The following is a 26015-nucleotide window of genomic DNA, read 5'->3' on the forward strand; positions in this document are numbered from 1 at the left end:
ATGTTCGTCAAAGCACTTCGAGTGGGCCTCGGCCACGTCATCATCGCGGGCGACTTTCTTACCCGCCCACGCAAAAAGCAACGCCCTGCCGAACAACAGGCCAAGGTCAATGCTGCGGCCAAGGACCTGACCCTGTATCAGTTCCACGCCTGCCCGTTCTGCGTGAAGACCCGTCGCACCCTGCACCGCCTGAATGTGCCGGTGGCGCTCAAGGACGCGAAGAACAACGAGCAGGACCGCCAGACCCTGCTGGAGCAAGGCGGCAAGATCAAAGTGCCGTGCCTGCGCATCGAAGAGAACGGCCAGACCACCTGGATGTATGACTCCAAGGTGATCATTGACTACCTGGACAAGCGCTTCGCTGCGATCTGAAGTACGCGGCGATCAATGTAGGAGCGAGCTTGCTCGCGAAAAACGTCAACGATAACGGGGGCTGCCTGAATAAACGCGGTGCCTGTGAGTTCTTCGCGAGCAAGCTCGCTCCTACAGAAATCAGGTGGGTATTGTCAGGTCGAGATCCAGCAATGCCGAACCCAGGCACTTGCCGTGGGCGTCCAGGGCCAGCGAGCGGGTTACGCCGCCGCGCAGGATTCCCGGCAGGACGAAGTTCAGCGCCTGCACGTTCGGCAACTCATGGCGCTGAACCGGTGCCGCATCGGGATCGCGTAAATCGGCAAAGAACTCGGCCACGCGCTCAGCCGTCAGCTGTTCACACAGCAACGGATAATCCTCGGCGCGATAGGCAATGATCGAGATGTTCGACGTGTCGCCCTTATCCCCGGTGCGGGAATGGGCCAGCCTGTGCAGTTTCATTCTTCAATCCTCGGTTTGACCGCTTCACGGGGCAACAGCAACGACGCCACCGCCACCACCTGACGCACGCTCTTGCTCGCCCCACCGCCGCCGGCCGGGCCGTTGGTGTAGAGGGTCTCTACTTCATTGCCGACCCGCACGGCGTCGCTGCGCTCGTCACAACGGGCGGCAACCCGCAGGCGCACTTCCCAAGGCTCGACGCTGCTGCGAGGGCCGTGCAATGAATCCATGCCGATCAACTCGGCACGCAGGTCCTGCATGTTGACCCCGATCAACGCGAGACGCTTGAGCACCACTTCCCGCGCCAACTCGGCCCGTGCGACAGCGCCGGGACCACCGTAGGACATCTGCCCTTCACCAATCCAACCGTCCAGATAACCGACGCTGACCTTCAGTTGATCAGGCCGGGCACGCCCACTGGCTCCCTGGGCACGCACCCGGTCCACGCCCTCCTCGACAAACCCCACCAGGGAAAAGTCGGCCGTCACATCCGGGGTCAAATAAGCTGCCGGGTCGTGAACTTCATAAATCAGTTGTTCGACGCAGGTCGCGCGGCTGACCCGCCCACCCGAGCCTGCCACCTTGGTGATCACTGCGTTGCCGTCGGCGTCGATCTCGGCCAGGGGAAAGCCCAGGCGCGCCAGATCCTCCACATCCTTGAAGCCTGGATCGGCGAAATAACCGCCACTGACCTGCCCCGCGCACTCAAGCAAATGCCCCACCAGCGTGCCCCGGCCCAGTCGCGGCCAATCATCGAAGGCCCAACCGAACTCGAACATCTGCGGCGCCAGGAACAGCGAAGGGTCGGCCACGCGCCCGGTGATCACCACATCGGCGTCGGCGCGCAACGCTTGAACAATGCCCTCCACGCCCAGGTAGGCATTGGCAGAAATCAGCCGCTCACCCAATGCGCCTACGGTCTGGCAGTTATCCAGCAACTGCTCGGCAGACAAGGTATGCAGCACGTCATCCCCGACCACCGCCACAACCTTGAGGCCCAGGCCCAGCTCGCCAGCAATGCGCCGTACTTCACTGGCCGCCGCCAGCGGGTTGGCCGCGCCCATGTTGGTGATCACGCGCAGGCGTCGACGCCCCGTCCCCTGCCCCACAAAGGGCAAGACACGGCGCATGCGCTCAGCCAGCAGCGGGTCATAACCGCCTTGCGGTTCGCTGATACGCGCCTGTTGCGCCAGGGCGATGGTGCGTTCGGCCAGGCATTCGAAGACCAGGTAATCCAGGTCGCCGTGTTCGGCCAGTTCCACGGCGGGTTCTATACGGTCGCCGGAGTAGCCGGCGCCGGAGCCGATGCGCAAGGTGTTCATGTCAAATCACTCCCAGGAGCAACGCCGTCAGGGTCATCAACACCGAGGCGGCAAACAGGAAAGGAATGGTGAAGCGCTGGTGATCGGCCAGTTCGATCTTGCACAGGCCCACCAGCAGGAAGGTCGCAGGGGTCAGCGGGCTGACCGGGAAGCCGGTGGTGTGCACGCCCAGCAGCGAAGCCTGGGCCACCTGAAGCGGGTCGACGCCCAGGGCTTTGCCGACTTCGGCGATCACCGGCATCACGCCGAAATAGTAGGAATCTGGGTCAAACAACATGCTCAGGGGCATGGACAAAAAGCCCACGACGGCCGGAATCAACTTGCCGTGGCCCGCCGGAATCTGCGCCACCGCCACTTCGGCGATGGCCTTGAGCATGCCGGTGCCTTGCATGATGCCGGTAAATACCCCGGCCGCGAGCAGGATACTGGCCATGGTCAGGGCGGTTTTCGCATGAGCGTCAATGCGCGCACGCTGGGCGTCCACGTTGGGATAGTTGATGCACAACGCAACCACGGTGCCGAGCATGAACATCACCACCGGGTCGACCCAGCCGGCGATCATCACCACCATCACCAGCACGGTCAGCACCAGGTTGACCCAGAACAACCGTGGACGGCGCAGCTTGATGTCGTCATCGCTGAGCACTCGTTGCGGCACCGCCTCCACGCTGGAACCGGCGCCCAGGCCCAGGCGTTTTTCTTCGCGATGGCCCAGCCACCAGGCGCAGGCGAAGACAAAGATCAACCCGACGATCTGCACCGGGATCAGTGGCTGGAACAGGTCGGCCACTGGCACATGCAGCGCCGCCGACGAACGCAGCACCGGGCCGGTCCAGGGCAGGAAGTTGACGCCGGCGGCCATCGCACACACGCAGGCGAGGATGCGTTTATCAATGCCCAGCCGCGTATACAGCGGCAGCATCGCCGGCACCGTCACCAGAAAGGTCACCGCGCCAGAGCCGTCCAGGTGCACCAGCAACGCCAAGGTCGCGGTCCCCACCACAATCCGTGTAGGACGCGTGCCGACCGTGCGCAGGATGCGATCAATGATGGGATCGAGCATGCCCGCGTCGGTCATGATCCCGAAAAACAGGATCGCGAACACAAACATGCCAACCACAGGGGCGACATTCTTGATACCGGTAATGATGAAGGCACTGGTTTGCAGGCCGAAGCCGCCGATCAGCGCAGCGATGATCGGCAAGGCGATCAAGGCCACCAGTGGCGAGAGGCGCTTGCTCATGACGGCAGCGAGCAGGCACAGGATGGTGATGACACCCAGGGTTGCGAGCATGGGTTACTCCAGGGCGGCCTGGTTGGCCGGTTATTGTTTTCCCTGGAGTATTGGAAGCGGGTTAGTCTTTGTAAATTGGAATATTCGGCCTAGCACGTTCGGAAAAACAAAATGAAGAACTCGATCCAGCACATCCAGGCCTTCCTCGCGGTGGCCCGCACTGGCAGTTTCACCAAAGCGGCCAACGAGTTACACCTTTCGCCGTCGGCCCTCACCGTGCAGGTGCAACAACTGGAAGACTGGCTCGGCGTCGCCCTGCTCGACCGCAGCCCGCGCCACGTGAGCATTACCGCTGCGGGCCAGGAGGCGCGCGGGCCCATGGAAAAACTGCTGCTGGACCTGGACAACATCGTCACCGGCTCCCGCGACCTCGCCGCCTTGCGCCGTGGCGTAGTGACCATCGCCGCGCTGCCCTCGGTCTGCGCTGGCGCCCTGCCCCCGGCCTTGCGCCTGTTTCGCGAACGCTTTGCCGGCATCGAAGTGCGCCTGCATGACCTGGTGGCCCAGCGCATTCACGCAAAGGTCCGCAACGGCGAAGTGGATTTCGGCATCGGCGTGCGCGCCCGCCTGAGCCACGGGCTGGACTTCATACCGGTGCTCAATGATCGGCTGTGCGCATTTGTGCCATCGGGCCATGCGCTCGCCCGCCATCGCCAACTGACGCTGGAACAATTGGCGGACCAGCCGATCATCCTGACCGGGCGCGACAGCAGTGTGCGCGAGCAAGTGGACACGCTGTTCGATGAGACACGGTTGACGCTGAACGCCGGCATGGAGGCCAACTACATGTCGACCGTATTGGCCTTGGTGCGCCAGGGCCTGGGCATCAGTGTGTTGCCGGAGTCAGCGGCCGATAGCCTGGAAGGTTTGAAGCGGATCAGCATCGATCATCCCGGGGTGAATCGGGAGATCGGGTTGATCAGCCGTAGCGGGATGGGCTTGAGCCCGGCGGCGCAGCGCTGCTTTGAACTGCTCAACAAAGCACTGCCTGACACGCCGCCGCGCTGAATGTGGGAGCAGGCTTGCCTGCGATGCAGACACCTCGGTTTAGCCGGGGCACCAGGGTGACGCTATCGCAGGCAAGCCAGCTCCCACATTGGACCGAGGGAGTCAGTCGAGCATCGCCACGTACTTGGGATGACTGGCCACGCGCTGCAACCACGCCTGCACCGCCGGATACGGCGCCAGGTCAAAGCCGCCTTCATGGGCCACATGGGTGTAGGCATACAACGCAATATCGGCAATGGAAAACTGCTCGCCCACTAAATAAGGCGTGGCTTGAAGCTGACGCTCCATCACCCTCAAGGCCTTGTAACCGCCTTTGTGGGTGGTCTTGTATTCTTCCAGCCGATCCTCGGGCATGTTCAGGTAAAACTGAATGAACCGCGCCACCGCAATGTAGGGCTCGTGGCTGTATTGCTCGAAGAATTGCCACTGCAGGACTTGCGTGCGCAGGCGCGGTTCGGTCGGCAGGAATTCGCTGCCATCGGCGAGGAAGTTGAGGATCGCGTTGGACTCCCACAGGCAGGTGCCATCTTCGAGCTCCAATACCGGGACCTTGCCATTGGGGTTCTTGGCCAGGAACGCCGGGGTCTGGGTATCACCCTTGAGGATATCGATATCGATCCATTCATACGGGATGCCCAACAGATTGAGCATCAATTTGACCTTGTAGCAATTGCCCGACTTGTAATCGCCATAAACCTTGTACATGGGGCTCCCCTTTTTCGCCGCGCTGACCGAATGCTTGCGCCCACAAGGTGCGGGTATCGAAGGCTTGTTTCAAGGCGTCGTGCAGAATAAATCCCTTGGCCTGGGCCTTTCATCCCTTTTCGCCGAGATAATCGAAAACATTATTTGCTTTATTTGTATACAAAAGCATAATTCGCTTCGTGCGAGTTCCTGACCTTTTGGTCAACAAAGCCCGCCAGTACCTCAAAGCGCGGTTGCCCACTCATGTGACCGGCGCTGGAAATAACAATAAAACGATTGAGGAGTACTCGCTGTGGATAGCCGTAAAACCGAAGCCCCTACGTTGGATCTGGCCGCGCCCCGAGGCGGTTGGCTGGAGCGCCTGTTCAAACTGCGCTTGCATGGCACCACAGTGAAGACCGAGCTGATCGCCGGCCTCACCACCTTTATCACCATGGCCTACATCATTTTCGTCAACCCCAACATCATGGCCGATGCCGGTATCGATCACGGCGCGGCTTTCGTCGCCACCTGCATCGCCGCCGCGCTGGGCTGCCTGTTGATGGGCCTGTACGCCAACTGGCCAGTGGGCCTGGCGCCGGGCATGGGCTTGAACGCGTTTTTCACCTACACCGTGGTCGGCACCATGGGCTACAACTGGGAAACCGCCCTCGGTGCGGTATTTGTCTCGGGTGTGCTGTTCATGATCCTGACGCTGTCGCGTATCCGCGAATGGTTGCTCAACAGTATCCCGGTCAGCCTGCGTCATGCCATGGGCGCGGGCGTGGGCCTGTTCCTGGGGGTGATCGGCCTGAAAACCGCCGGCATCATCGTCGACAGCCCGGTCACCCTGATCAAGCTCGGCTCCCTGCATGAACCCGCCCCACTGCTGGCGGCGGTGTGCTTCCTGCTGATCGCCATCCTCAGTTACCACCGCGTATTCGGCGCGATCCTGATCAGTATCATCGCCGTGACCCTGGCGGGCTGGGGCCTGGGCCTGGTGCATTACAACGGCATTCTCTCTACCCCACCGAGCTTGGCACCGACCTGGATGGCCATGGACGTGATGGGTGTGTTCAATGTGAGCATGATAAGCGTGGTATTTGCCTTTCTTTTTGTACACATGTTCGACACTGCCGGTACACTGATGGGCGTTGCCCAACGCGCAGGGCTAGTCAAGGCAGACGGCAAGATCGACAACCTGTCTCGTGCATTAAAGGCCGACAGTGCTTCCAGCGTGTTCGGCGCCATGGTTGGCGTGCCGCCTGTGACCAGCTATGTGGAAAGTGCTGCCGGTGTAGCTGCCGGCGGCCGCACCGGCTTGACTGCCGTGACCGTAGGCGTGCTGTTTGTGGCGGCGATGTTTTTCGCGCCGCTGGCCGGCATGATTCCCGCCTATGCCACGGCGGGCGCATTGATTTACGTGGCAATGCTGATGATGGCGAGCATGGCCCATATCAATTGGGATGAAGCCACCGACAGCATTCCGGCCATCGTGACCGCGATCATGATGCCGTTGACATTTTCGGTCGCCGACGGAATCGCCCTGGGCTTTATCACCTATGTGGCGTTGAAGGCCGGCACCGGCAAGTACCGTGAGATTTCCATCAGCCTGTGGGTGCTGTGCGCGATCTTTATCGCCAAGTTCATCTTTCTGTAGTTCAGGAAGGGCTGAAAAACCGCCTCACCTTCGGGTGGGGCTTTTGCACGTAAGGGAGAACTGTAGATGAACCTGGATACCTGGCTGTTGTTCAGCGGCGCTGCGCTGGTTGTGATCCTGATCCCCGGCCCGCTGTCATTGCTGATGATCAGCAACAGCCTCAACTTCGGCCTGCGCCGCTCTTACCCGGCGTTTCTGGGCGGCGTATTTGCTTCGATCTGTCTGCTGAGCGCCTCGGCACTTGGCCTCGGCGCGCTGTTGCTGGCATCCGAGCAATTGTTCAGCGCACTGAAGATCGTCGGCGCGCTGTACCTGTTCTACCTCGCCTGGCAAAGCTGGCAGCAATCGCGCCTGCCGAGCGCAGGCGCCGAAGTGCCACCGTCCCCGGCTGTGCCGCGCTTTGGTGCGTTGTTTGGCCGGGCCTTCGTACTGGGGGCCAGCAACCCCAAGGACATCCTGTTTTTTGCGGCCTTCCTGCCGCAGTTTCTCAGCGCCGAGCAGGCGTTTTTACCGCAATTGTTGATCATGATCGCCACCTGGACGGTGCTCGACCTGTTGTGCAAATTGGCTTACGGCTTGGGCGCCCATGGCGCCGCGCGGTATTTGCGCAGCGGTTCGGGCCAGAGCTGGTTCAACCGAACCAGCGCTGCGCTGTTTGGCGGCGCCGGTGCAATGGCTCTCATCAACGCTAAGGGTTCAATTTGACGAAATAGACAGTGGGGGCCAACTGCCCCTTTGTGGGCCACTGAATGCCGGCCACAATCCGCACCAAGCGTTGTTCTTGCATCGCGTTGTCAACCGCCCTTAATAAAGCAGAGTCAGGGTGGGAGTTGATGGCTACCCGAACCCACTTGTCCGAAAGCTTCGTTCTCACGCTAATTCGCCCTGTCTCAAACCATTGGTAGGCCACGTAGTAAATTGTGCTCGAACGGGGATGAGTCACGACTGATTCAATACTGTTTTCTCCAAGAGGTAACCCTGGGCGTCGCACAGACAAGTCCACAATGCGGTAACCCTGCTGCTCCAACACGGTTCTGACGGCGGCGCGCTCTGCTTCAAGCCTCTGCGTCCTGACCGGTCTGACAGCATATTGCAGGCTCGGGTCTAACGGATGAGGCGGTATGAAGTCTACACGCGTGAAGCCGGGCGCCTTGCCTTCAAAACCGATGTATAGATATTCGCTGCGCCGTTCATTAGGTCGCAACATCCGCAGTAAATCATCCGTTTGACCGCTCCTCGCAGGAGGCGCGGGTAGCCATTCGTCCAGCGTCGCGCGGATGTCGAGCAAATGGCTTGCCGTGGCAGCCCGGGAAGGACCTGACAACTCAACCAACCTTATGACGGCAAACGTTCGAGCGTCATTCGTCAGGGTGGGAAAGGCCATGGTCACATACTGCCTCAACGGCCTGTCGAACAGTGCCGGATGATTTTGCCACCCCCCTGAAGGCAGGCGTGATACGGGAATAGGCTGGTCGCGAATATCAGTGCTTGTCCAGCGCATGATATCGGTTAGCGCGGATCGCCCCGGTGGCTCATTTCGGGTGATAAACACCAGGCCGTTCAACGGTGCCCGATCACCCTGCGGGAGCATCCGGTAGAAACCGCTGTTCGGATCCTGGATGGCGGTATAAGGAGGAGCCACGCGTAAAAACCTGGCATTGAGCTCAGAACCTCTGGGACCCACGCCTACCTCAAACACGCCAGCCGCCGGAAAGTCCACAATTTGACTGGGTTGGACTTGAACACGCCAACTCAGCCACTGAGTATCCGTTGTACGTGACTGCACAATCCGATTCTCGGTAGCCGTACGCGTACGAGGGGGTTGCCAATCCGGCAATGGGGAAACGGGCCATGGGTTATGCACCCCGGAGCTGGGCCCAGGTTGTGGCGCATTCATGCCCAACAACCACTCTTTAGGCTCTTGAATGTTGATGACCAACTCATCCAATCCCGGTTCCCGGCTATTTCGCAGGCGAAATACCTCTTCGCTTTCGCGCTGGTAAACCGGGTAATGGTGCGTATCGTCCGCTATGAACTGCTCACCGTTCTTGACATGCACGCCTTGCCTGCCCGGCCCTTTCAACGCTACGGCGCCCTCGGGCTTACCCTTGATTCTGAAACGGTCCAAGAGCTTCGATTGCGTCACCAGCGACGAAGACGCGCTGGGCAAATGACTACGTATTGCCATCGGCAAGCGACGGATACGACTCAGAACCTTCATCGGCGAACGCATACCTATGACCTTACCGCCCTTCACTTTGGGAACAGGTGCAAAGTCTGTCGCCAGTTCGACCGCCAGAAACAGGGTCATGAACGCCACATCCACGGCATCGTTAGGGTCGCCAAAGCGATGATAGCGTCGGGCAGCCAACAGCAAATCATGGAAGTCGTTAGCCTTACCGAATAACGGAATCAAAATACCCAGCAACCCGCGCCTGGTGGCCTCGCTCTGCTCTTCAAGACGTTGAACCGATAAGTCGCCAACATCCAGCTGGAGTTACTGACGGCTTGAACCCGCCCTTGCAGCTCCAGCGAGCTGGCCGCGTACAGCAGTGCCATGGCGTCAGGGTAGGTGGTGGGCACCACCGCCAACCAGTTCGCTGGTGCACTGGCAATCTGCTCGTGGATCAGCTCTTCGATTTCATTGACCGCTGGCGTAGGCTCAAGGTGCGTGATTTTGAATGAGCGGAAAAACTCATAGCTCCTCCACACACCTTCGAAGAATGAAAAACCGGCGAGGATAGGGTCCACGTCATAAATCGAGCTGGTCTTGTTTGTTGCATCGACGTTATGGGCGATGGCCTCGAATGCCCAACCCGGTGCAACCTGTCGCGCCAGAACCTTAACGTAATCGGGCTCTGCAGCCATACGATTGAGCGCCGCCAGGGCTACTCCCACACTGGTGTATTCGCTGATGACCAAGGCTTGGGGCGCGGCCGGCCAGTAAACCACGCAGCGTCCGCTGGCCTGGTCCGCCATCACCACAATGCCTGCGATGTAACGATCATGCAGCATCGTGTGTCCTACCAAATGAACCACACTGAGCGTCAGCCGATGCCCGTTCTTTAACAGGTCTTCAGCCGTGCGGGCTGCCATTGCAACCTTGAACAGGCTCTGCGCCTGGGCGCTCAAACCCTGGGCGGCCGCTGAAAAAAGCTGCATCTGCGCGCAGTCCCGCAACGTGCGATTTATCAGCACAGGGATACGTTCTTCCCTCTGACCGCTCGCCCCCGCAGGGTAAAATGCACGGTGGGCCCGTATCGCGTAATTACCGCCGATATCCAGCGAAGACACGGTGTTGATCAGATAATCGGCGTTCAGTCGCTGGCGCCACTGCGGTTGCAGATAGCGGCCGCGTGTCAATCGCGGGCGTGTCCAGGGTGCTTGCGAGTCAAGGTTATGCAACGCCAGTTGCAGCATGCTGAACGTGTGGCGTTTGAGGCTGGGTGTCACGATGACTTTGCGATCGCCCGGCGTGCAGCGACTTTCGTGGCCACAAAAACTGCTGTAGGTGTCATCCGGCAAGTCGATCAACGGCTTGTCGATGTCCAGTTCCGGGTAAAAACCGTCTTCAGTCAAACGAGCGATCAATGCACTGCGGGCGAAGGTGTCCAGGTCAGGCAGGATCTGCACGAGCCCGCTTTCAGCGGCAGCGGCACTGCCCAGGTACCTGCGCTTGAGGCGTTGGAATTGTTTGAGCTGGGTACGCGTTGCGCTGGCCAGCCACGGTGGAGATTCTTTCATCTCAAGCGCAACTTTACGCAGCACGTCCACATTGGCCAACGCCTGGCTCAAAGCATGGTTGGGAGGAAACGCCAGATGTTGGTGCAGCTCGACCACCCACAACAAGCGGCTGACCATCGCATCCTTCACCTCGCCGAAAAGCCCCGTCATGCCACCGATGCGTTTGCTCAACCCTGCGTAGTACATCACCAGGTTTTTCAGCGAGAGACCCGTGGGGCTGATGTAGACAGGCTCGTAACGCACAGCCAGCGTGTTGCGCACCGCATGGGCGCGCAAGTCGTGGAGCTTATCCCGTTCGACACAACCCCATAACCTGGAATAGTCACTGCTGCCCAGTGTCGCTTTGAGCCCCTGCGTCAGCGCCTCCAGGCCGGAAAAAGCCATAAGCCCGCCATAGTCTCCAAACGCATACAGCACCACCGGAATTGCGCCTGCCGGTTTTTTCAGCGCGGTCACTCGCGTCACCACCCACAGGTTATGCAGCGGATAGAAGGCATCCGGCGCGCTGCCCACCGAGACCGACAGCACCTGGGTTTGACTGCCAGGGCGTTTGCGCGCTGCAGGCTGGTCCAGCACTTCGCTAATCACGTCACGATGCGCCGTGGATATGAGCTTGAGCTGGTGTTGCAACTCAACCTCACAGCGCAATGCTTCGACCTGGGCGCTCAAAAACAGCGCAGCACGCCTGCGCCCTCCCCCAGGGCGCGCAAGCCAGAACGGCAAATCGAACAGTTGATGCTGCGCATCCTTGATCTGTGCGCTCAACACCTGCGTGTGCTCCTTGCGCTGACGCTCGAGCGCCAACACCTGCTCAAACGCCGCGCTCTGCGCACTCGGATCATCCTGGTTAAGCAACGCAACCAGGCCTTTTTCATAGCGTTTGACCTGTTGCTCTGCCGTAAGCCGGGCCAGCTCGGGCATCGCACTGGCAAACAGGATTTCTGGCTCCCGTCGCTGCCGGTCCCAGATAAGTAATTGGTCGCACACGTTGTGCAGCCGGGCGCTGCCTGCCAGCCGTTTGCGAGCTTGCTCGATCGAACGGAGAAAGGCCGTGGCCGACAACGTTTCAGGCCGCGGCCTGCTTGCAGCGAACACATGCGCGTGATTGATCGCCAGCGCGCAGGCCAACTCATTCGCCCACTGCCCATCCAGCAACGCCCGGGCGCTCAGAGCCAACGCATCCTCCGTCACCGCCGCGCCACGCACGACAACGGAGGCTGGGCTCAGGTGATCGGGTCGGCATAATTGGTGACGACGCTTTAGTGGCAAGCATTGCCAGAGTTCATCGAACAGCGTCTGACTGGTCAACGCCAACAGGCCGCATTGAAGCGAGAAGAACGACGGGTACTCGTAAAAATGGCGGGCCACGCCCGGCAGGTAAATCACATGCGGCGCACCCTCGGGGTCGCCGTCTCGATAAATATGCAGTGCCCCGGGAATCGCGACTGCAGGCAAGCCTGGCCACATCAATTGGCTTACCCGCACGCTGGCCCAACTGCCCCCGGCGCGCTGGCGCGCCTCGGTGTCGGGGGCATCCACCAATTGCTGGACCAGGGTCATTCCCGCAATGGAAATCTCATCCAGTTGCCGTGCCATGAAAGCCTGCTCGGCAAAAGCTGCGGCGTATGATTCAGCCCAGCGTTCCTGACGTGTGTGCCACGATCCATGCGCCAAGGCCTGCCAATATTCCGTTACCGCTTGAGGCAGCCGCTCCAGCAGGTTCATCGCGATCATGCGTCGCAACACCTGCAAAGGCGTATACGGCAGCCGACGGTTTGGATCGCCCTTGACACTCAAGGAGGTGAATTGATTGAGGTTGTCCGGTACCGAAGGCAATGCCAGCGACAGCAGCGCCCGGTCGGTCAAACTGTCAACTTTGGCGGCCGCCCCCGGCAATGCCGCCTGGGTAAACAGCAGGCTGTCGGGGTCAATTTCAAATTCCTTGCGCAGCGCGGCACGAATCACTCCCAGAACCCGGGGCGCATGACCTATCAAGCGGGCGAGCACTCTGGTCGACTGGAAACACCGCCGGTCGGCCTCCGCGAGCTGGTTGATCAGGCGGCCGGGCTGGGGATGAGTGTTGATGCGCCGAGTCAGTTGATCGCGCATCTGCTGCACGCGTTCGGCAGTGATATCCGGATCATCTGAATAGATGTTGCCGATGGCTGAAGTCATGGTGCTTTCTTCTTGATGGAAGGACAAACACCAGCCTAGGCAGCGTCGCGGCTCAAAAGGCGTTAGATAATTGAACACACCACGGGCGAAAAAAAGCCCGCAGTGTGCGCGGGCGAAACCAACGAAGAGCATTTGGGGGTATGAAGCGAGGTGACGACTCAGCTACCGCGATAGGTGGAATAGCTGTAAGGCGAAATCAACAGGGGTACATGGTAATGCTCTTGCTCGGCGCTGATGCCAAAGCGTAGTACCACTACATCCAGGAAAGCCGGCTCCGGCAGCTGCACGCCACGGGCGCGGTAGTAATCGCCGGCGTTGAATTGCAGCTGGTAGACACCGCTGCGGTAATCGTCGCCTTGCAACAGCGGCGCATCGCAGCGGCCGTCGCTGTTGGTGGTGGCGGTAGCGACCAGCTCAAGCTGCGCACCTTCGACGCGGTACAGCTCGACCTTGATTGCGCTGCCGGGGCAACCGTGCGCGGCGTCCAAAACGTGTGTGGTCAAACGTCCCATGGCTTTTATGCGCCTCCCGAAGTCAGTCATAGAGAAACCCGCACTCTTTCAGGGCAGTGAAAAAGCCGGCGATGGCTGATTAAGACATTTTCAAAGAAAATTGTACACAATAAATTTCACAGCGCTTCAACCCCCTGTAGGAGCGAGCTTGCTCGCGAAAAACGCCAACGATAACGCGGGCTTCCAGGATGAAAAGTGGCGCCCTCAGGTTATTCGCGAGCAAGCTCGCTCCTACAGTGGGCTTTTTCATTTTAACCTGACCACTCAGGCAAGTTTCTTGCACAGACCCGTAGAGAGCCCGTTCAGAAAAAATGCAGAAATGCAGGCTTACAAAGTTTGCAATAAGTTGTATACAATCACTCATCGCTGTGACGCCACTCAGTCATTCCACTGCCCGGACGCCACACACACCTGCTACCACGAACAAGAAGGAAGACTGCAGTGAGCGCTGACTACCCACGCGACCTGATCGGTTACGGCAGTAACCCTCCTCACCCCCACTGGCCGGGCAAGGCACGCATTGCGCTGTCGTTCGTACTCAACTACGAAGAAGGCGGCGAGCGCAACATTTTGCACGGTGACAAAGAGTCCGAAGCCTTCCTCTCGGAAATGGTCTCGGCGCAACCGCTGCAAGGCGAGCGCAACATGAGCATGGAGTCGCTGTACGAGTACGGCAGCCGTGCCGGTGTGTGGCGCATCCTCAAGTTGTTCAAAGAATTCGACATCCCGCTGACCATCTTCGCTGTGGCCATGGCCGCCCAGCGGCATCCGGATGTGATCCGCGCCATGGTCGCCGCCGGCCACGAGATTTGCAGCCACGGCTACCGCTGGATCGACTACCAGTACATGGACGAGGCCCAGGAGCGCGAGCACATGCTCGAAGCCATCCGCATCCTCACCGAACTCACCGGTGAACGCCCATTGGGCTGGTACACCGGGCGCACCGGCCCCAACACCCGTCGCCTGGTCATGGAGGAAGGTGGCTTCCTGTACGACTGCGACACCTACGACGACGACCTGCCCTACTGGGAACCCAACACCCCGAACGGCAAGCCGCACCTGGTAATCCCCTACACCCTGGACACCAACGACATGCGCTTCACCCAGGTGCAGGGTTTCAACAAGGGCGATGACTTTTTCGAGTACCTCAAGGATGCCTTCGACGTGCTGTACGCAGAAGGCGCCGAAGCGCCGAAGATGCTATCGATCGGCCTGCATTGCCGCCTGATCGGTCGCCCGGCACGCCTGGCCTCGCTCAAGCGCTTTATTGAATACGTCAAAAGCCATGACCATGTGTGGTTCACCCGCCGCGTGGACATCGCCCGTCACTGGCACCAAACCCACCCTTTCCCGGGAGCGGCGAAATGACTGCGTTCCAGACCCTGAAACCTTCGACCTTGAGCCGCGACGCCTTCGTCCAGGCCTTTGCCGATATCTACGAACACTCGCCATGGGTGGCCGAAAAGGCCTTCGACCTGGGCCAGGACGCGTCGATCGACCAGATCGAAACCCTGCACCAGCGCATGAGCGATATCCTGTTGAGTGCTGATCACGCCTCGCAACTGGCGCTGATCAATGCTCACCCGGACCTGGCCGGAAAAGCTGCCGTCCAGGGCCAACTGACCCAAGCCAGCACCGATGAACAAGCAGGCGCGGGTATTCACCAATGCACGGCCGAAGAGTTTTCTCGCTTCACCGAGCTGAATGAGGCCTACAAAGCCAAGTTCAAGTTTCCCTTCATCATGGCGGTAAAAGGCAGCAACCGGCATCAGATCCTCGCCGCTTTCGAAACGCGCATCCACAACTCGGCAGACACCGAGTTCAAGTGCGCGCTGGACGAGATCAACAAGATCGCGTTGTTCCGCTTACTGACCCTCTAGCAGTCCATCCCCAGCCACTCTATCTAAGGCAGACAAGAAGAATGAAAGCTTACGCCGTACCTTTCGAAAAGTTCGTCAACCTGGCCGACGCCCGCCTGGGCACCAAGATCATCTCGGTGACCGATGACTGGTTCGCTGACGCCAACCGCCTGTTCCAGCCGACCCCGGCCGTGTGGAAGGAGGGCGTTTTCGATGACAACGGCAAGTGGATGGACGGCTGGGAGTCACGCCGCAAGCGCTTCGAAGGCTACGACAGTGCGGTGATCCGCCTGGGCGTGCCGGGTTCGATCAAAGGCGTGGACATCGACACTTCATTCTTCACCGGCAACTTCCCGCCGTCGGCTTCCCTGGAAGCCTGCTTCCTGGCCTCGGGCGAGCCGGATGCCAACACCCAGTGGGTGGAAGTGCTGTCAGCCGTCGAGCTGCAAGGCAACAGCCACCACTACCACGAGATCAACAACGACCAGGCGTTCAGCCACCTGCGCTTCAACATCTACCCGGATGGCGGCGTGGCCCGTCTGCGTGTGTACGGCGTGCCGTTCCGCGACTGGTCTTCGGTGGGCGACAACGAACAGGTCGACCTGGCTGCCGCGCTCAATGGCGGTCGTGCCCTGGCCTGTTCCGACGAACACTTCGGCCGCATGAGCAACATCCTCAACCCGGGCCGCGGCATCAACATGGGCGATGGCTGGGAAACCGCACGTCGTCGCACGCCAGGCAATGACTGGGTGATCGTCGCCCTGGGCCACCCGGGCGAGATCGAGAAAATCGTGGTGGACACCCTGCACTTCAAGGGCAACTACCCGGACACCTGCTCGATCCAGGGCGCCTTCGTGAAAGGCGGCACCGACAGCCAGATCGAAACCCAGTCGCTGTTCTGGCGCGAACTGCTGCCGGCGCAGAAGCTGGAAATGCACGCCGAACACACCTTCGCCGAGCAGATCAAGGCGCTGGGGCCGATTACCCACATCCGCTTGAACGTGTTCCCGGATGGTGGTGTGAGTCGCCTGCGCGTCCTGGGCAAGGTCGCCAAATAACACCCGATCGTCCCCACGCTCTGCGTGGGGATGCACCCCGTGACGCTCCGCGTCACACAGCGGACGCAGAGCGTCCAGGGCAGCGTTCCCACGCAGAGCGTGGGAACGATCTATAGACAAGACAAGAAGACAGCCATGCGCACACTGATGATCGAACCCCTGACCAAAGAAGCCTTCGCCCCCTTCGGAGACGTTATCGAAACCGACGGCAGCGATCACTTCATGATCAACAACGGGTCGACCATGCGCTTTCACAAACTGGCCACGGTCGAAACCGCGAAGCCGGAAGACCACGCCATCATCAGCATCTTCCGCGCCGACGCGCAGGACATGCCGCTGACCGTGTGCATGCTGGAGAGACACCCGCTGGGCAGCCAGGCTTTCATTCCGCTGCTCGGCAACCCCTTTCTGATCGTGGTCGCGCCACTTGGCGATGAACCTGTATCGGGCTTGGTCCGCGCCTTCGTCACCAACGGCAGGCAGGGCATTAATTACCATCGCGGCGTCTGGCACCACCCGGTGCTGACGATCGAAAAGCGGGATGACTTCCTGGTGGTTGATCGCAGTGGCACAGGCAATAACTGCGATGAGCATTTTTTCAAAGAGGATGAGCGTTTGATCCTCGCCCCCCACCAATAAGAGAAGGTCTGATCACCCGACAACAAGGGTGACAGGCGAGAGGTAAAGACTGTGGAAGCACATCTGTTGGAATGGCTGAACCTGAGCGTGCGCTGGGTTCACATGATCACTGGCGTCGCCTGGATCGGCGCTTCTTTCTACTTCGTCTGGCTGGAAAACAACCTTAATCGCGTCAACCCCAAGAACGGCCTGGCCGGTGACTTGTGGGCGATCCACGGTGGCGGTATCTACCACCTGGAAAAATACAAACTGGCCCCGCCGACCATGCCGGACAACCTGCACTGGTTCAAATGGGAAGCCTATTTCACCTGGATGTCGGGCGTCGCGCTGCTGTGCGTGGTGTTCTACCTCAACCCGACGCTGTACCTGCTCGCCCCCGGCAGCAGCCTCAGCGGCACCGAAGGCGTGTTGCTGGGCATCGGTTCACTGTTCGCCGGCTGGTTCATCTACTCCTTCCTCTGCGACTCGGCCCTGGGCAAACGCCCTACCCTGCTCGGCTTGATCCTGTTCGTGCTGTTGATTGCGGCGGCTTACGGCTTCAGCAAGGTGTTCAGCGGCCGCGGTGCCTACCTGCACGTGGGTGCGGTGATCGGCACGATCATGGTAGGTAACGTGTTCCGTATCATCATGCCGGCCCAACGCGCGCTGGTGGCGGCCATCGCCGAGAATCGCACGCCCGACCCGGCGCTGCCGGCCAAGGGTCTGCTGCGCTCACGCCACAACAACTACTTCACCTTGCCGGTGCTGTTCATCATGATCAGCAACCACTTCCCGAGCACCTATGGCAGCCAATACAACTGGCTGATCCTGGCCGGTATCGCGGTGGCAGCAGTGTTGGTGCGCCATTACTTCAACACCCGGCATGACAGCCAGAAGTATGCGTGGACCTTGCCCGTAGGCGCCTTGGCGATGATCAGCCTGGCCTACGTGACCGGGCCCAAGCCGGCTGAACCGATTGCCAAGGCACCGGCTGCCATCGAGTACCAACCCCTGCCAGAAACCGCACTGGGCGGTGGCTTGAAACCGGCCGCGCCTGCCGCACCCGCCGCTGAACCGGCACCGGCCCAGGCCACCACGGACTTCGGCCAGGTACACCACGTGATCGAGCAACGCTGCACCGTGTGCCATTCGGCCAAGCCCACCAGCCCGCTGTTCAGTACGGCACCGGCTGGGGTGATGTTCGACACACCGGCACAGATCCAGCAGCAGGCGGCGCGGATTCAAGCGCAGGCCGTGGCCAGCCAGATCATGCCGCTGGGCAACATTACCCAGATGACCCAGCAGGAACGGGATTTGATCGGCACCTGGATTAATCAGGGGGCCCGTACCAACTGACTGTTTCACACCGTTCCCATGTGGGAGCTGGCTTGCCTGCGATAGCGGCAGATCACCAACATTTTCGGTGACTGACACACCGCCATCGCAGGCAAGCCAGCTCCCACAAGGGAGATCAGTGATGGTTTGAAGATTAAGTTTCATCCGGCAATTGAATGCCAAACAACACAAAAATAAAAAGATTCGAGGTGTTGCATGTCCCAGTTAGAAACGCAGACTCCTGCCGCGCCCGCCATGGTACGGCTGCCCCTCTTGCAACTGATCCTGGTAGGCCTGCAACACGTCTTGCTGATGTACGGCGGTGCTGTCGCCGTGCCCCTGATCATTGGCCAGGCCGCCGGCTTGAGCCGTGAAGAAATCGCCTTTCTGATCAACGCCGACCTCCTGGTGGCCGGTATCGCCACCATGGTGCAGTCGTTCGGCATCGGCCCCATGGGCATCCGCATGCCGGTGATGATGGGCGCCAGTTTTGCCGCCGTGGGCAGCATGGTCGCCATGGCCGGCATGCCCGGCATCGGTTTGCAGGGCATCTTCGGCGCGACCATCGCCGCCGGGTTCTTCGGCATGCTCATCGCACCGTTCATGTCCAAGGTGGTGCGCTTTTTCCCGCCGCTGGTGACCGGTACGGTGATCACCGCCATCGGCCTTTCGCTGTTTCCCGTGGCGGTGAACTGGGCCGGCGGGGGCAGCGCCGCCGCCACGTTTGGCTCGCCGGTCTACCTGGCGATTGCCGCCCTGGTACTGGCCACGATCTTGCTGATCAACCGCTTCATGCGCGGCTTCTGGGTGAACATCTCGGTACTGATCGGCATGGGCCTGGGTTACGCGCTATGTGGTGTGATCGGCATGGTCGACCTCAGTGGCCTGGCGCAGGCGCCGTGGGTGCAGGTCGTGACGCCGTTGCACTTTGGCATGCCCAAGTTCGAGTTGGCGCCGATCCTGTCGATGTGCCTGGTGGTGGTGATCATTTTTGTCGAGTCCACCGGCATGTTCCTCGCCCTAGGCAAGATCACCGGCCAGGAGGTCACGCCGAAGATGCTGCGACGCGGCCTGTTGTGTGATGCCGGCGCGTCGTTCTTTGCCGGCTTCTTCAACACCTTTACCCACTCCTCCTTCGCGCAGAATATCGGCCTGGTGCAGATGACCGGCGTGCGCTGCCGCTCGGTCACGCTCATGGCCGGCGCGTTCTTGATCGTGCTCAGCCTGTTGCCCAAGGCGGCCTATCTGGTGGCTTCAATTCCACCTGCGGTACTCGGCGGCGCGGCGATTGCGATGTTCGGGATGGTGGCGGCAACCGGGATCAAGATTCTGCAGGAAGCCGACATCGCCGACCGCCGTAACCAGTTGCTGGTGGCGGTGAGCATCGGCATGGGCCTGATCCCCGTGGTACGCCCGGAGTTCTTCGCACAGCTGCCGTTGTGGATGAGCCCGATTACCCACAGCGGTATCGCCATGGCCACCCTCAGCGCGCTGTCGCTGAACATCCTGTTCAACATCCTCGGCGGCGCTGAGCGCCCCGAAGTCGCGCATACGCATTGATTCCTTTGTTAGTACAAAAATAACAACAAACAGGGAACCCCCACATGCACAACCTTGACATGGGGCCGGCCACACGCCGCGCCCCATTCTTGCCCCTCGCGCTCTGTTACAGCGCACTTGAGCCCAGGCCTGGGAGCCAGTATTCTCCGCGCCCGCTCGAATCGACTCAAAAAAAAACAGCGAATGTAAAAGCTGACCTCAAGGCCAACTTATCCCGGCCTGATGTTTGCTGCCAAAGTGCACAAAAGTCCCCTGAATTCGACTGCATCCGCTGCAGCCGACGGGGATTTTTTTGGCTTTTTCAGCACCTTGGCGCAGCTCTTGCTAAAAGCATCAAAGCTGACCGAACAGACGATTTTTGCAGCGAACCAAAAGGCGCCACACCAGAGCGCCTGCGTAGAAGAAAAACCATAAAATTTTAACTCGGGAGCAACCGAATGAAACCTATGTTCAAAGGCCTGATGCTGGCTGGATCACTGTTGGCCGGTGGCCAGGCCGTAGCCGGTGACTTGTTGCAGTGGCAAAACAACAGCCTGACTTATCTGTGGGGCAAGAGCTTTACCGTCAACCCGCAGATCCAGCAAACCGTCACCTTCGAACATGCCGACGCATGGAAGTACGGCGACAACTTCTTCTTCCTCGACCGTATCTTTTACAACGGCAAGGAAGACGCCAATGTCGGCCCGAATACTTACTACGGCGAGTTCAGCCCGCGTTTGTCGTTCGGCAAGATCCTGGACAAGGACCTGTCGTTCGGCCCGATCAAGGACGTGCTGCTGGCCTTCACCTATGAGTTCGGCGAGGGCGATAACGAGTCCTACCTCCTGGGTCCGGCGTTCGACTTGAACATCCCCGGTTTCGACTACTTCCAGTTGAACTTCTACCAGCGCCAGACCGAGGGCAATCGTCCGGGTGACGGCGTGTGGCAGATCACTCCGGTCTGGTCGTACACCATTCCCGTGGGTAATTCCGACGTGCTGATCGACGGTTTCATGGACTGGGTGGTGGATAACGACAAGAACGCCCGCGGCACTTATCACGCCAACCTGCACTTCAACCCGCAGGTCAAATACGACTTGGGCAAGGCGCTGCATTGGGGCGACAAGCAGTTGTATGTGGGTTTTGAATACGACTACTGGAAGAACAAGTACGGGATTGAAGACAGCGGCGCCTTCAAGACAACCCAGGACACAGCAAGCTTCCTGGTCAAATACCACTTCTAAAGGTTGACCGCGGTTCCCTGTGGGAGCTGGCTTGCCTGCGATCGCGATGTGTCTGTGCCAACAGTGTTGGCTGGCATACCGCTATCGCAGGCAAGCCAGCTCCCACATTCAGTTCGGCGTCAGGCCCAGGAAACGAGTGATTTCTTCGCGCTTGGCCAGCGCATCCTTGCGCCCCAGTTCGATCAACTCGCTGCAATACCCCGCCTCGAACAACAGATAACTCAACACCCCTGCCCCGCTGGTCTTGGTTGCCCCAGGCCCGCGCAAAAACACACGCAACGCCGCCGGCAATTCCTGGCGATGTCGCGCGGCGATTTCATCGATGGGCTGGCTGGGGGCAATCACCAACACCTCTAACGGCGCCAGGCCCTGCACCGCCGCATCCGCAGGCACGACGCGGCTGAACTGGTTCAAGCGCTCCAACAGTTCGATATCGCTTTCCAGGCTGTCAATGAAGGTGCTGTTGAGCATATGCCCGCCGATTTGCGCCAGGGTCGGTTGCTGGCCGGTGTAGGTGCGTTGCGTCGAGGCTTCATTGCCCCTTGGGTTGCCGCTCACACCGACGACCAATACGCGGCTGGCCCCCAGGTGCAAGGCCGGGCTGATGGGCGCGGACTGCCGCACTGCGCCATCGCCGAAGTACTCTTCGTCAAGTTTGATCGGAGCGAACAACAGCGGAATCGCGGAGCTTGCCAACAGGTGCTCTACCGTCAGTTGGGTCGGTACCCCAATGCGCCGATGACGCAACCAGGCATCGATGGTGCCGCCGCCCTGATAGAAGGTCACCGCTTGCCCGGACTCATAACCAAAGGCCGTCACCGCCACCGCCTGCAAATGCTTGCGGCGGATAGCCTCGTCGATACCGTCCAAGTTCAAGCGTTCCTGCAACAGGTCGCGCAGCGGCGAGCTGTCGAGCAACGCCACCGGCACCTGGCTACCCAGGCCCAACAGGCTATGGATCAGGAAACGACTGGCCTGGCGCATCACCCCCGGCCAGTCACTGCGCAGCACCTGATGGCTGCGAAAGCCCTGCCAGAATGCGGTCAGCCGTTGGATGGCTGCCGAAAAATCACTGGCGCCGCTGGCCAGGCTCACCGCATTGATTGCACCAGCCGAGGTGCCGACGATCACCGGAAAAGGATTCGCTGTCCCCGCAGGCAGCAACTCGGCAATCGCCGCCAGCACCCCCACCTGATACGCCGCTCGCGCCCCGCCGCCAGAAAGAATCAAGCCTGTGACCGGTTCAGCTTGGCGCATTGCATCAATCCATGTGAGAAAGGGTTGGGCTTATCGACGGCGCTTTTCGTACAACTTGGGCTCACCCGACGGCCGGCTCTTGAAGCGGCGATGGGTCCACAGGTATTGCTCAGGGCATGCGCGTACCGAGGCTTCGACCCACTGGTTGATGCGCAGGCAGTCGATCTCGTCGGTTTCACCCGGGAAGTCGGTCAGCCGCGGATGGATCACCAGGCGGTACCCGCTACCGTCAGCCAGGCGCTCCTGAGTAAACGGCACCACCAGCGCCTTGCCCAGGCGTGCGAATTTGCTGGTAGCGGTAACGGTAGCAGCCTGGATGCCGAACAACGGCACGAAGATGCTTTGCTTGGCGCCGTAGTCCTGGTCCGGTGCGTACCAGATGGCCCGGCCGGCGCGCAGCAGCTTGAGCATGCCGCGCACGTCGTCGCGCTCCACGGCCAGGGAATCGAGGTTGTGGCGTTCACGGCCACGGCGCTGGATAAAGTCGAACAGCGGGTTGCCGTGTTCGCGGTACATGCCGTCAATGGTGTGCTTCTGCCCCAGCAGCGCCGCGCCGATTTCCAGGGTGGTGAAGTGCAGCGCCATGAGGATCACGCCCTTGCCGTCCAACTGCGCCTGCGTGAGGTGCTCCAGCCCTTCGACATGGGCCAGGCGCGCCAGGCGCGGCTTGGGCCACCACCAGCTCATGGCCATTTCAAAGAAGGCGATGCCGGTGGAAGCGAAGTTTTCCTTGAGCAGGCGTTTGCGTTCCTTGACGGATTTTTCCGGGAAGCACAGTTCAAGGTTGCGCGCCGCGATGCGGCGACGATCACCTGCCACGCGGTACATGCCCGCGCCCAGCAGGCGACCAATGGTCAACAGCGCCCGATACGGCAATTGAGTGACCAGCCACAGCAGGCCGAGCCCCAGCCATAGCAGCCAAAAACGCGGGTGAAGAAATACAGCTCGAAAACGCGGGCGATCCATTACAGATTCCGGTAAAGACAAGGGCCGCGCATTCTACAACGGTTCGACTCGGCTTGCGGCGGGTGAGTGTTCTCGTTATAAGTCTCGACACTTTTCGTGACAAGCCGCTTTCGCCGACCATGAGCCAAACCGAACCGCTAGACCAAGATCCCGTGTTCCAGCTAAAAGGCAGCATGCTCGCCATTACCGTGCTGGAACTGGCCCGCAATGACCTCGACGCCCTGGACCGCCAACTGGCCGCCAAGGTCGCCCTGGCGCCGAACTTCTTCAACAACGCCCCGCTGGTGCTGGCGCTGGACAAGCTGCCGGCTGGCCAGGGCGTGATTGATTTGCCCGGCCTGATGCGCGTATGCCGTTCCCATGGCCTGCGCACACTGGCGATTCGCGCCAGCCGCATCGAAGACATTGCCGCCGCCATCGCCATTGAACTGCCAGTACTGCCACCGTCCGGCGCCCGCGAGCGTGCGCTGGAGCCATTGGTCGGCGAAGAAAAGAAAAAACCGGAAAAACCACCGGAGCCTGCGATCAGGCCTACAAAGATCATCACCTCGCCGGTACGCGGCGGGCAGCAGATTTACGCCCAGGGCGGCGACCTTGTGGTGGTTTCCTCGGTCAGCCCGGGGGCGGAACTTCTTGCCGATGGCAACATCCATGTATACGGCCCGATGCGCGGACGCGCCCTGGCCGGCATCAAGGGGGATACCAAGGCACGTATTTTCTGCCAGCAGTTGACCGCCGAGCTGGTTTCCATCGCGGGTCAGTACAAGGTTTCCGAAGATTTGCGCCGCGATCCACTGTGGGGCGCTTCGGTACAGGTCAACCTGTCGGGCGATGTGTTGAACATCATCCGTCTTTAACGGATACTGCCGCATTTTCCAAGCATCTCTAGACTCTGATAGCAAAGCGAAACCGGCAAGACTTGTGTAGGACTAATTGGAAGTTGGTGTTTCCCCATGGAAACTCCTTCTTTTCCTGCAAAGGCTGTCCGCCTGCAGCGAGTTTCAAGAGATGTTTTTCAGGGACCGAAAGTCCTTTTTCCTTAGGGGTGAAACACCTTGGCCAAGATTCTCGTGGTTACATCCGGCAAGGGTGGTGTGGGTAAGACCACCACCAGCGCCGCTATCGGTACCGGCCTCGCTCTGCGCGGCCACAAGACAGTCATCGTCGACTTCGACGTCGGTCTGCGTAACCTTGACCTGATCATGGGCTGCGAGCGTCGCGTGGTGTATGACTTCGTCAACGTGGTGAACGGCGAAGCCAACCTGCAACAGGCCCTGATCAAGGACAAGCGCCTTGAGAACCTGTACGTGCTGGCCGCCAGTCAGACCCGTGACAAAGACGCGCTGACCAAAGAGGGCGTCGGCAAAGTGCTCGCCGAGCTCAAGGAAACCTTCGAATACGTGGTCTGCGATTCCCCGGCTGGTATCGAAACCGGTGCTCACCTGGCGATGTACTTCGCCGACGAAGCCATCGTGGTAACCAACCCGGAAGTCTCCTCGGTACGTGACTCGGACCGCATGCTCGGCCTGTTGGCCAGCAAGTCCAAGCGCGCCGAAGAAGGCCAGGACCCGATCAAGGAACACCTGCTGCTCACCCGCTACAACCCGGAGCGCGTCAACAACGGCGAAATGCTGGGTGTTGAAGACGTGAAGGAAATCCTCGCCGTGACCCTGCTGGGCGTGATTCCGGAATCCCAGGCCGTCCTGAAGGCATCCAACCAGGGCGTACCGGTGATTCTCGACGACCAGAGCGACGCCGGCCAGGCGTACAGCGATGCCGTGGATCGCTTGCTGGGCAAGACCGTGGAACACCGCTTCCTCGATGTCAAGAAGAAGGGATTCTTCGAGCGTATCTTTGGAGGCAACTAAACAATGAAATTTCTCGACTTCTTTCGCGCCAACAAAAAGCCAAGTACCGCGTCGGTAGCGAAAGAGCGTCTACAGATCATCGTGGCGCACGAACGCGGCCAACGCAGCACGCCGGATTACCTGCCAGCCTTGCAGAAGGAACTGGTCGAGGTGATCCGCAAGTACGTCAATATCGGCAACGATGACGTGCATGTCGCCCTGGAAAATGACGGCAGCTGCTCGATTCTGGAACTCAATATCACCCTGCCCGATCGTTGATCGAACGGGCGGTCGCCACGGCGGCTCCACTGACGGCCCCCTCGCTCCTACAGGGTGAGGGGGCCGTCAGTGGAGCCGCCGTTGGCGTTTGTTACGAGGCTGTTTAATGCCGCTGTCCAATATCCACATCCTGCATCAGGACGACGCTGTCCTGGTGGTGAACAAGCCGACCCTGCTGCTCTCGGTGCCTGGTCGCGCCGACGACAACAAGGACTGCCTGATCACTCGCCTGCAGGAAAACGGCTACCCAGAAGCCCGCATCGTCCATCGCCTGGACTGGGAAACCTCGGGGATCATCCTGCTGGCCCGGGACGCCGACACCCACCGCGAACTGTCCCGTCAGTTTCACGACCGCGAAACAGAAAAGGCCTACACCGCCCTGGCCTGGGGCCAACCGGCACTGGACAGCGGCAGCATCGACCTGCCCCTGCGCTATGACCCGCCGACCAAGCCCCGCCACGTGGTCGACCATGAGTTCGGCAAACATGCCCTGACCTTCTGGAAAGTGCTGGAGCGTTGCGGCGACTGGTGCCGCGTAGAGCTGACACCCATCACTGGGCGCTCGCACCAGTTGCGCGTGCATATGCTGTCCATCGGGCATCCATTGCTGGGTGATGGTTTGTACGCCCATGAACAAGCCCTGGCCGCGTGGCCGCGCCTGTGCCTGCATGCAAGCATGCTCAGCTTCACCCATCCGCAAAGCGGCGAGCGCCTGCGCTTCGAGTGCCCTGCGCCTTTTTGAAGGGCTGATGCGGTCAAATGTGGGAGCTGGCTTGCCTGCGATATCGGCGTGCCAGCCAA

25 protein-coding genes are annotated in these 26015 nt (G+C 60.2%); 16 read left to right on the plus strand and 9 right to left on the minus strand.

What is annotated here, in order from left to right; all coding sequences use genetic code 11:
- Complete coding sequence (locus tag AC1RAC_RS18035; RefSeq protein ID WP_020302241.1) at positions 1-372, plus strand: glutathione S-transferase N-terminal domain-containing protein; 372 nt, start codon at positions 1-3, stop codon at positions 370-372.
- A gap of 120 nt (positions 373-492) precedes the next feature.
- Here AC1RAC_RS18035 and AC1RAC_RS18040 read toward each other — a convergent pair whose 3' ends face one another.
- From AC1RAC_RS18040 to AC1RAC_RS18050, 3 genes are read right to left on the minus strand one after another with little or no spacing between them, the layout of a single operon-like run.
- Positions 493-813 (minus strand): AtuA-related protein, encoded by a 321-nt coding sequence (locus AC1RAC_RS18040; protein ID WP_020302240.1) that lies wholly within the window; start codon positions 811-813, stop codon positions 493-495.
- Positions 810-2135: an acyclic terpene utilization AtuA family protein gene (locus AC1RAC_RS18045; protein WP_492616861.1), complete on the minus strand. Its 1326-nt coding sequence runs from the start codon at positions 2133-2135 to the stop codon at positions 810-812. Before AC1RAC_RS18045 ends, AC1RAC_RS18040 begins: the two co-directional genes overlap by 4 nt.
- Position 2136: 1 nt before the next feature.
- The gene (locus AC1RAC_RS18050; protein WP_054896330.1) at positions 2137-3429 is read right to left on the minus strand and encodes a CitMHS family transporter; all 1293 of its coding nucleotides are present in this window, start codon (positions 3427-3429) and stop codon (positions 2137-2139) included.
- 111 nt (positions 3430-3540) lie between these two features.
- Here AC1RAC_RS18050 and AC1RAC_RS18055 point away from each other — a divergent pair, with 111 nt between their 5' ends.
- Complete coding sequence (locus AC1RAC_RS18055) at positions 3541-4437, plus strand: LysR family transcriptional regulator (protein WP_057976997.1); 897 nt, start codon at positions 3541-3543, stop codon at positions 4435-4437.
- Between the two features lie 102 nt (positions 4438-4539).
- Here the strand turns inward: AC1RAC_RS18055 and AC1RAC_RS18060 are convergent, their stop codons facing one another.
- Positions 4540-5142 carry a glutathione S-transferase family protein gene (locus AC1RAC_RS18060; protein ID WP_034126138.1) on the minus strand — a complete coding sequence of 201 codons (603 nt, stop codon included), beginning with the start codon at positions 5140-5142 and terminating at the stop codon, positions 4540-4542.
- A 292-nt stretch (positions 5143-5434) separates the two neighbouring features.
- Here AC1RAC_RS18060 and AC1RAC_RS18065 point away from each other — a divergent pair, with 292 nt between their 5' ends.
- Complete coding sequence (locus AC1RAC_RS18065; RefSeq protein WP_492616862.1) at positions 5435-6781, plus strand: NCS2 family permease; 1347 nt, start codon at positions 5435-5437, stop codon at positions 6779-6781.
- Positions 6782-6847: 66 nt separating this feature from the next.
- Positions 6848-7486, plus strand: a complete 639-nt coding sequence (locus AC1RAC_RS18070) for a LysE family translocator (RefSeq protein ID WP_072448024.1) — start codon at positions 6848-6850, stop codon at positions 7484-7486.
- Here the strand turns inward: AC1RAC_RS18070 and AC1RAC_RS18075 are convergent.
- The 3 genes from AC1RAC_RS18075 to uraH form a co-directional block, all read right to left on the minus strand.
- Entirely contained in the window at positions 7470-9209 is a 1740-nt protein-coding gene (locus AC1RAC_RS18075; RefSeq protein ID WP_492616863.1) for a hypothetical protein, read from the minus strand. The two genes, AC1RAC_RS18070 and AC1RAC_RS18075, sit on opposite strands and share 17 nt — an antisense overlap.
- A complete protein-coding gene (locus AC1RAC_RS18080; protein WP_492616864.1) occupies positions 9194-12700 on the minus strand; it encodes a dermonecrotic toxin domain-containing protein in 3507 nt (1168 codons plus the stop codon). Before AC1RAC_RS18080 ends, AC1RAC_RS18075 begins: the two co-directional genes overlap by 16 nt.
- Positions 12701-12858: 158 nt before the next feature.
- On the minus strand, positions 12859-13212 hold the full coding sequence (uraH, locus tag AC1RAC_RS18085; RefSeq protein WP_034126134.1) for a hydroxyisourate hydrolase: 354 nt from the start codon (positions 13210-13212) through the stop codon (positions 12859-12861).
- A 441-nt stretch (positions 13213-13653) separates the two neighbouring features.
- Here uraH and puuE point away from each other — a divergent pair, with 441 nt between their 5' ends.
- The 8 genes from puuE (at position 13654) to AC1RAC_RS18125 (ending at position 20865) form a co-directional block, all read left to right on the plus strand.
- Positions 13654-14580: an allantoinase PuuE gene (gene puuE, locus AC1RAC_RS18090; protein WP_054896335.1), complete on the plus strand. Its 927-nt coding sequence runs from the start codon at positions 13654-13656 to the stop codon at positions 14578-14580.
- Positions 14577-15092, plus strand: coding sequence for a 2-oxo-4-hydroxy-4-carboxy-5-ureidoimidazoline decarboxylase (gene uraD, locus AC1RAC_RS18095; RefSeq protein WP_014719293.1), 516 nt, complete (start codon positions 14577-14579; stop codon positions 15090-15092). Before puuE ends, uraD begins: the two co-directional genes overlap by 4 nt.
- A gap of 41 nt (positions 15093-15133) precedes the next feature.
- On the plus strand, positions 15134-16129 hold the full coding sequence (gene alc / locus AC1RAC_RS18100) for an allantoicase (RefSeq protein WP_017137848.1): 996 nt from the start codon (positions 15134-15136) through the stop codon (positions 16127-16129).
- A 135-nt stretch (positions 16130-16264) separates the two neighbouring features.
- On the plus strand, positions 16265-16768 hold the full coding sequence (locus AC1RAC_RS18105; RefSeq protein ID WP_003192823.1) for an ureidoglycolate lyase: 504 nt from the start codon (positions 16265-16267) through the stop codon (positions 16766-16768).
- A 51-nt stretch (positions 16769-16819) separates the two neighbouring features.
- Complete coding sequence (locus tag AC1RAC_RS18110; protein WP_492616865.1) at positions 16820-18103, plus strand: urate hydroxylase PuuD; 1284 nt, start codon at positions 16820-16822, stop codon at positions 18101-18103.
- 195 nt (positions 18104-18298) lie between these two features.
- A complete protein-coding gene (locus AC1RAC_RS18115; protein WP_032896003.1) occupies positions 18299-19642 on the plus strand; it encodes a nucleobase:cation symporter-2 family protein in 1344 nt (447 codons plus the stop codon).
- A gap of 44 nt (positions 19643-19686) precedes the next feature.
- Positions 19687-20064: a hypothetical protein gene (locus AC1RAC_RS18120; protein ID WP_156359064.1), complete on the plus strand. Its 378-nt coding sequence runs from the start codon at positions 19687-19689 to the stop codon at positions 20062-20064.
- 15 nt (positions 20065-20079) lie between these two features.
- The gene (locus AC1RAC_RS18125) at positions 20080-20865 is read left to right on the plus strand and encodes an outer membrane protein OmpK (protein ID WP_492616866.1); all 786 of its coding nucleotides are present in this window, start codon (positions 20080-20082) and stop codon (positions 20863-20865) included.
- 108 nt (positions 20866-20973) lie between these two features.
- Here the strand turns inward: AC1RAC_RS18125 and AC1RAC_RS18130 are convergent, their stop codons facing one another.
- Both AC1RAC_RS18130 and AC1RAC_RS18135 read right to left on the minus strand, forming a co-directional pair.
- The gene (locus tag AC1RAC_RS18130) at positions 20974-22122 is read right to left on the minus strand and encodes a patatin-like phospholipase family protein (protein ID WP_492616867.1); all 1149 of its coding nucleotides are present in this window, start codon (positions 22120-22122) and stop codon (positions 20974-20976) included.
- A gap of 30 nt (positions 22123-22152) precedes the next feature.
- Positions 22153-23088 carry a lipid A biosynthesis lauroyl acyltransferase gene (locus AC1RAC_RS18135; RefSeq protein ID WP_492616868.1) on the minus strand — a complete coding sequence of 312 codons (936 nt, stop codon included), beginning with the start codon at positions 23086-23088 and terminating at the stop codon, positions 22153-22155.
- Positions 23089-23207: 119 nt separating this feature from the next.
- Here AC1RAC_RS18135 and minC point away from each other — a divergent pair, with 119 nt between their 5' ends.
- The 4 genes from minC (at position 23208) to AC1RAC_RS18155 (ending at position 25956) form a co-directional block, all read left to right on the plus strand.
- Positions 23208-23945 carry a septum site-determining protein MinC gene (gene minC, locus AC1RAC_RS18140; protein WP_003192832.1) on the plus strand — a complete coding sequence of 246 codons (738 nt, stop codon included), beginning with the start codon at positions 23208-23210 and terminating at the stop codon, positions 23943-23945.
- A gap of 198 nt (positions 23946-24143) precedes the next feature.
- Positions 24144-24956, plus strand: a complete 813-nt coding sequence (gene minD, locus AC1RAC_RS18145; protein WP_003192835.1) for a septum site-determining protein MinD — start codon at positions 24144-24146, stop codon at positions 24954-24956.
- 3 nt (positions 24957-24959) lie between these two features.
- Complete coding sequence (gene minE / locus AC1RAC_RS18150) at positions 24960-25214, plus strand: cell division topological specificity factor MinE (RefSeq protein WP_003175252.1); 255 nt, start codon at positions 24960-24962, stop codon at positions 25212-25214.
- A 106-nt stretch (positions 25215-25320) separates the two neighbouring features.
- Positions 25321-25956, plus strand: a complete 636-nt coding sequence (locus AC1RAC_RS18155; protein ID WP_003192838.1) for an RluA family pseudouridine synthase — start codon at positions 25321-25323, stop codon at positions 25954-25956.
- The last annotated feature ends 59 nt before the right edge of the window (positions 25957-26015 follow it).

The organism is Pseudomonas sp. GW823-FHT02F05 (assembly GCF_058797315.1).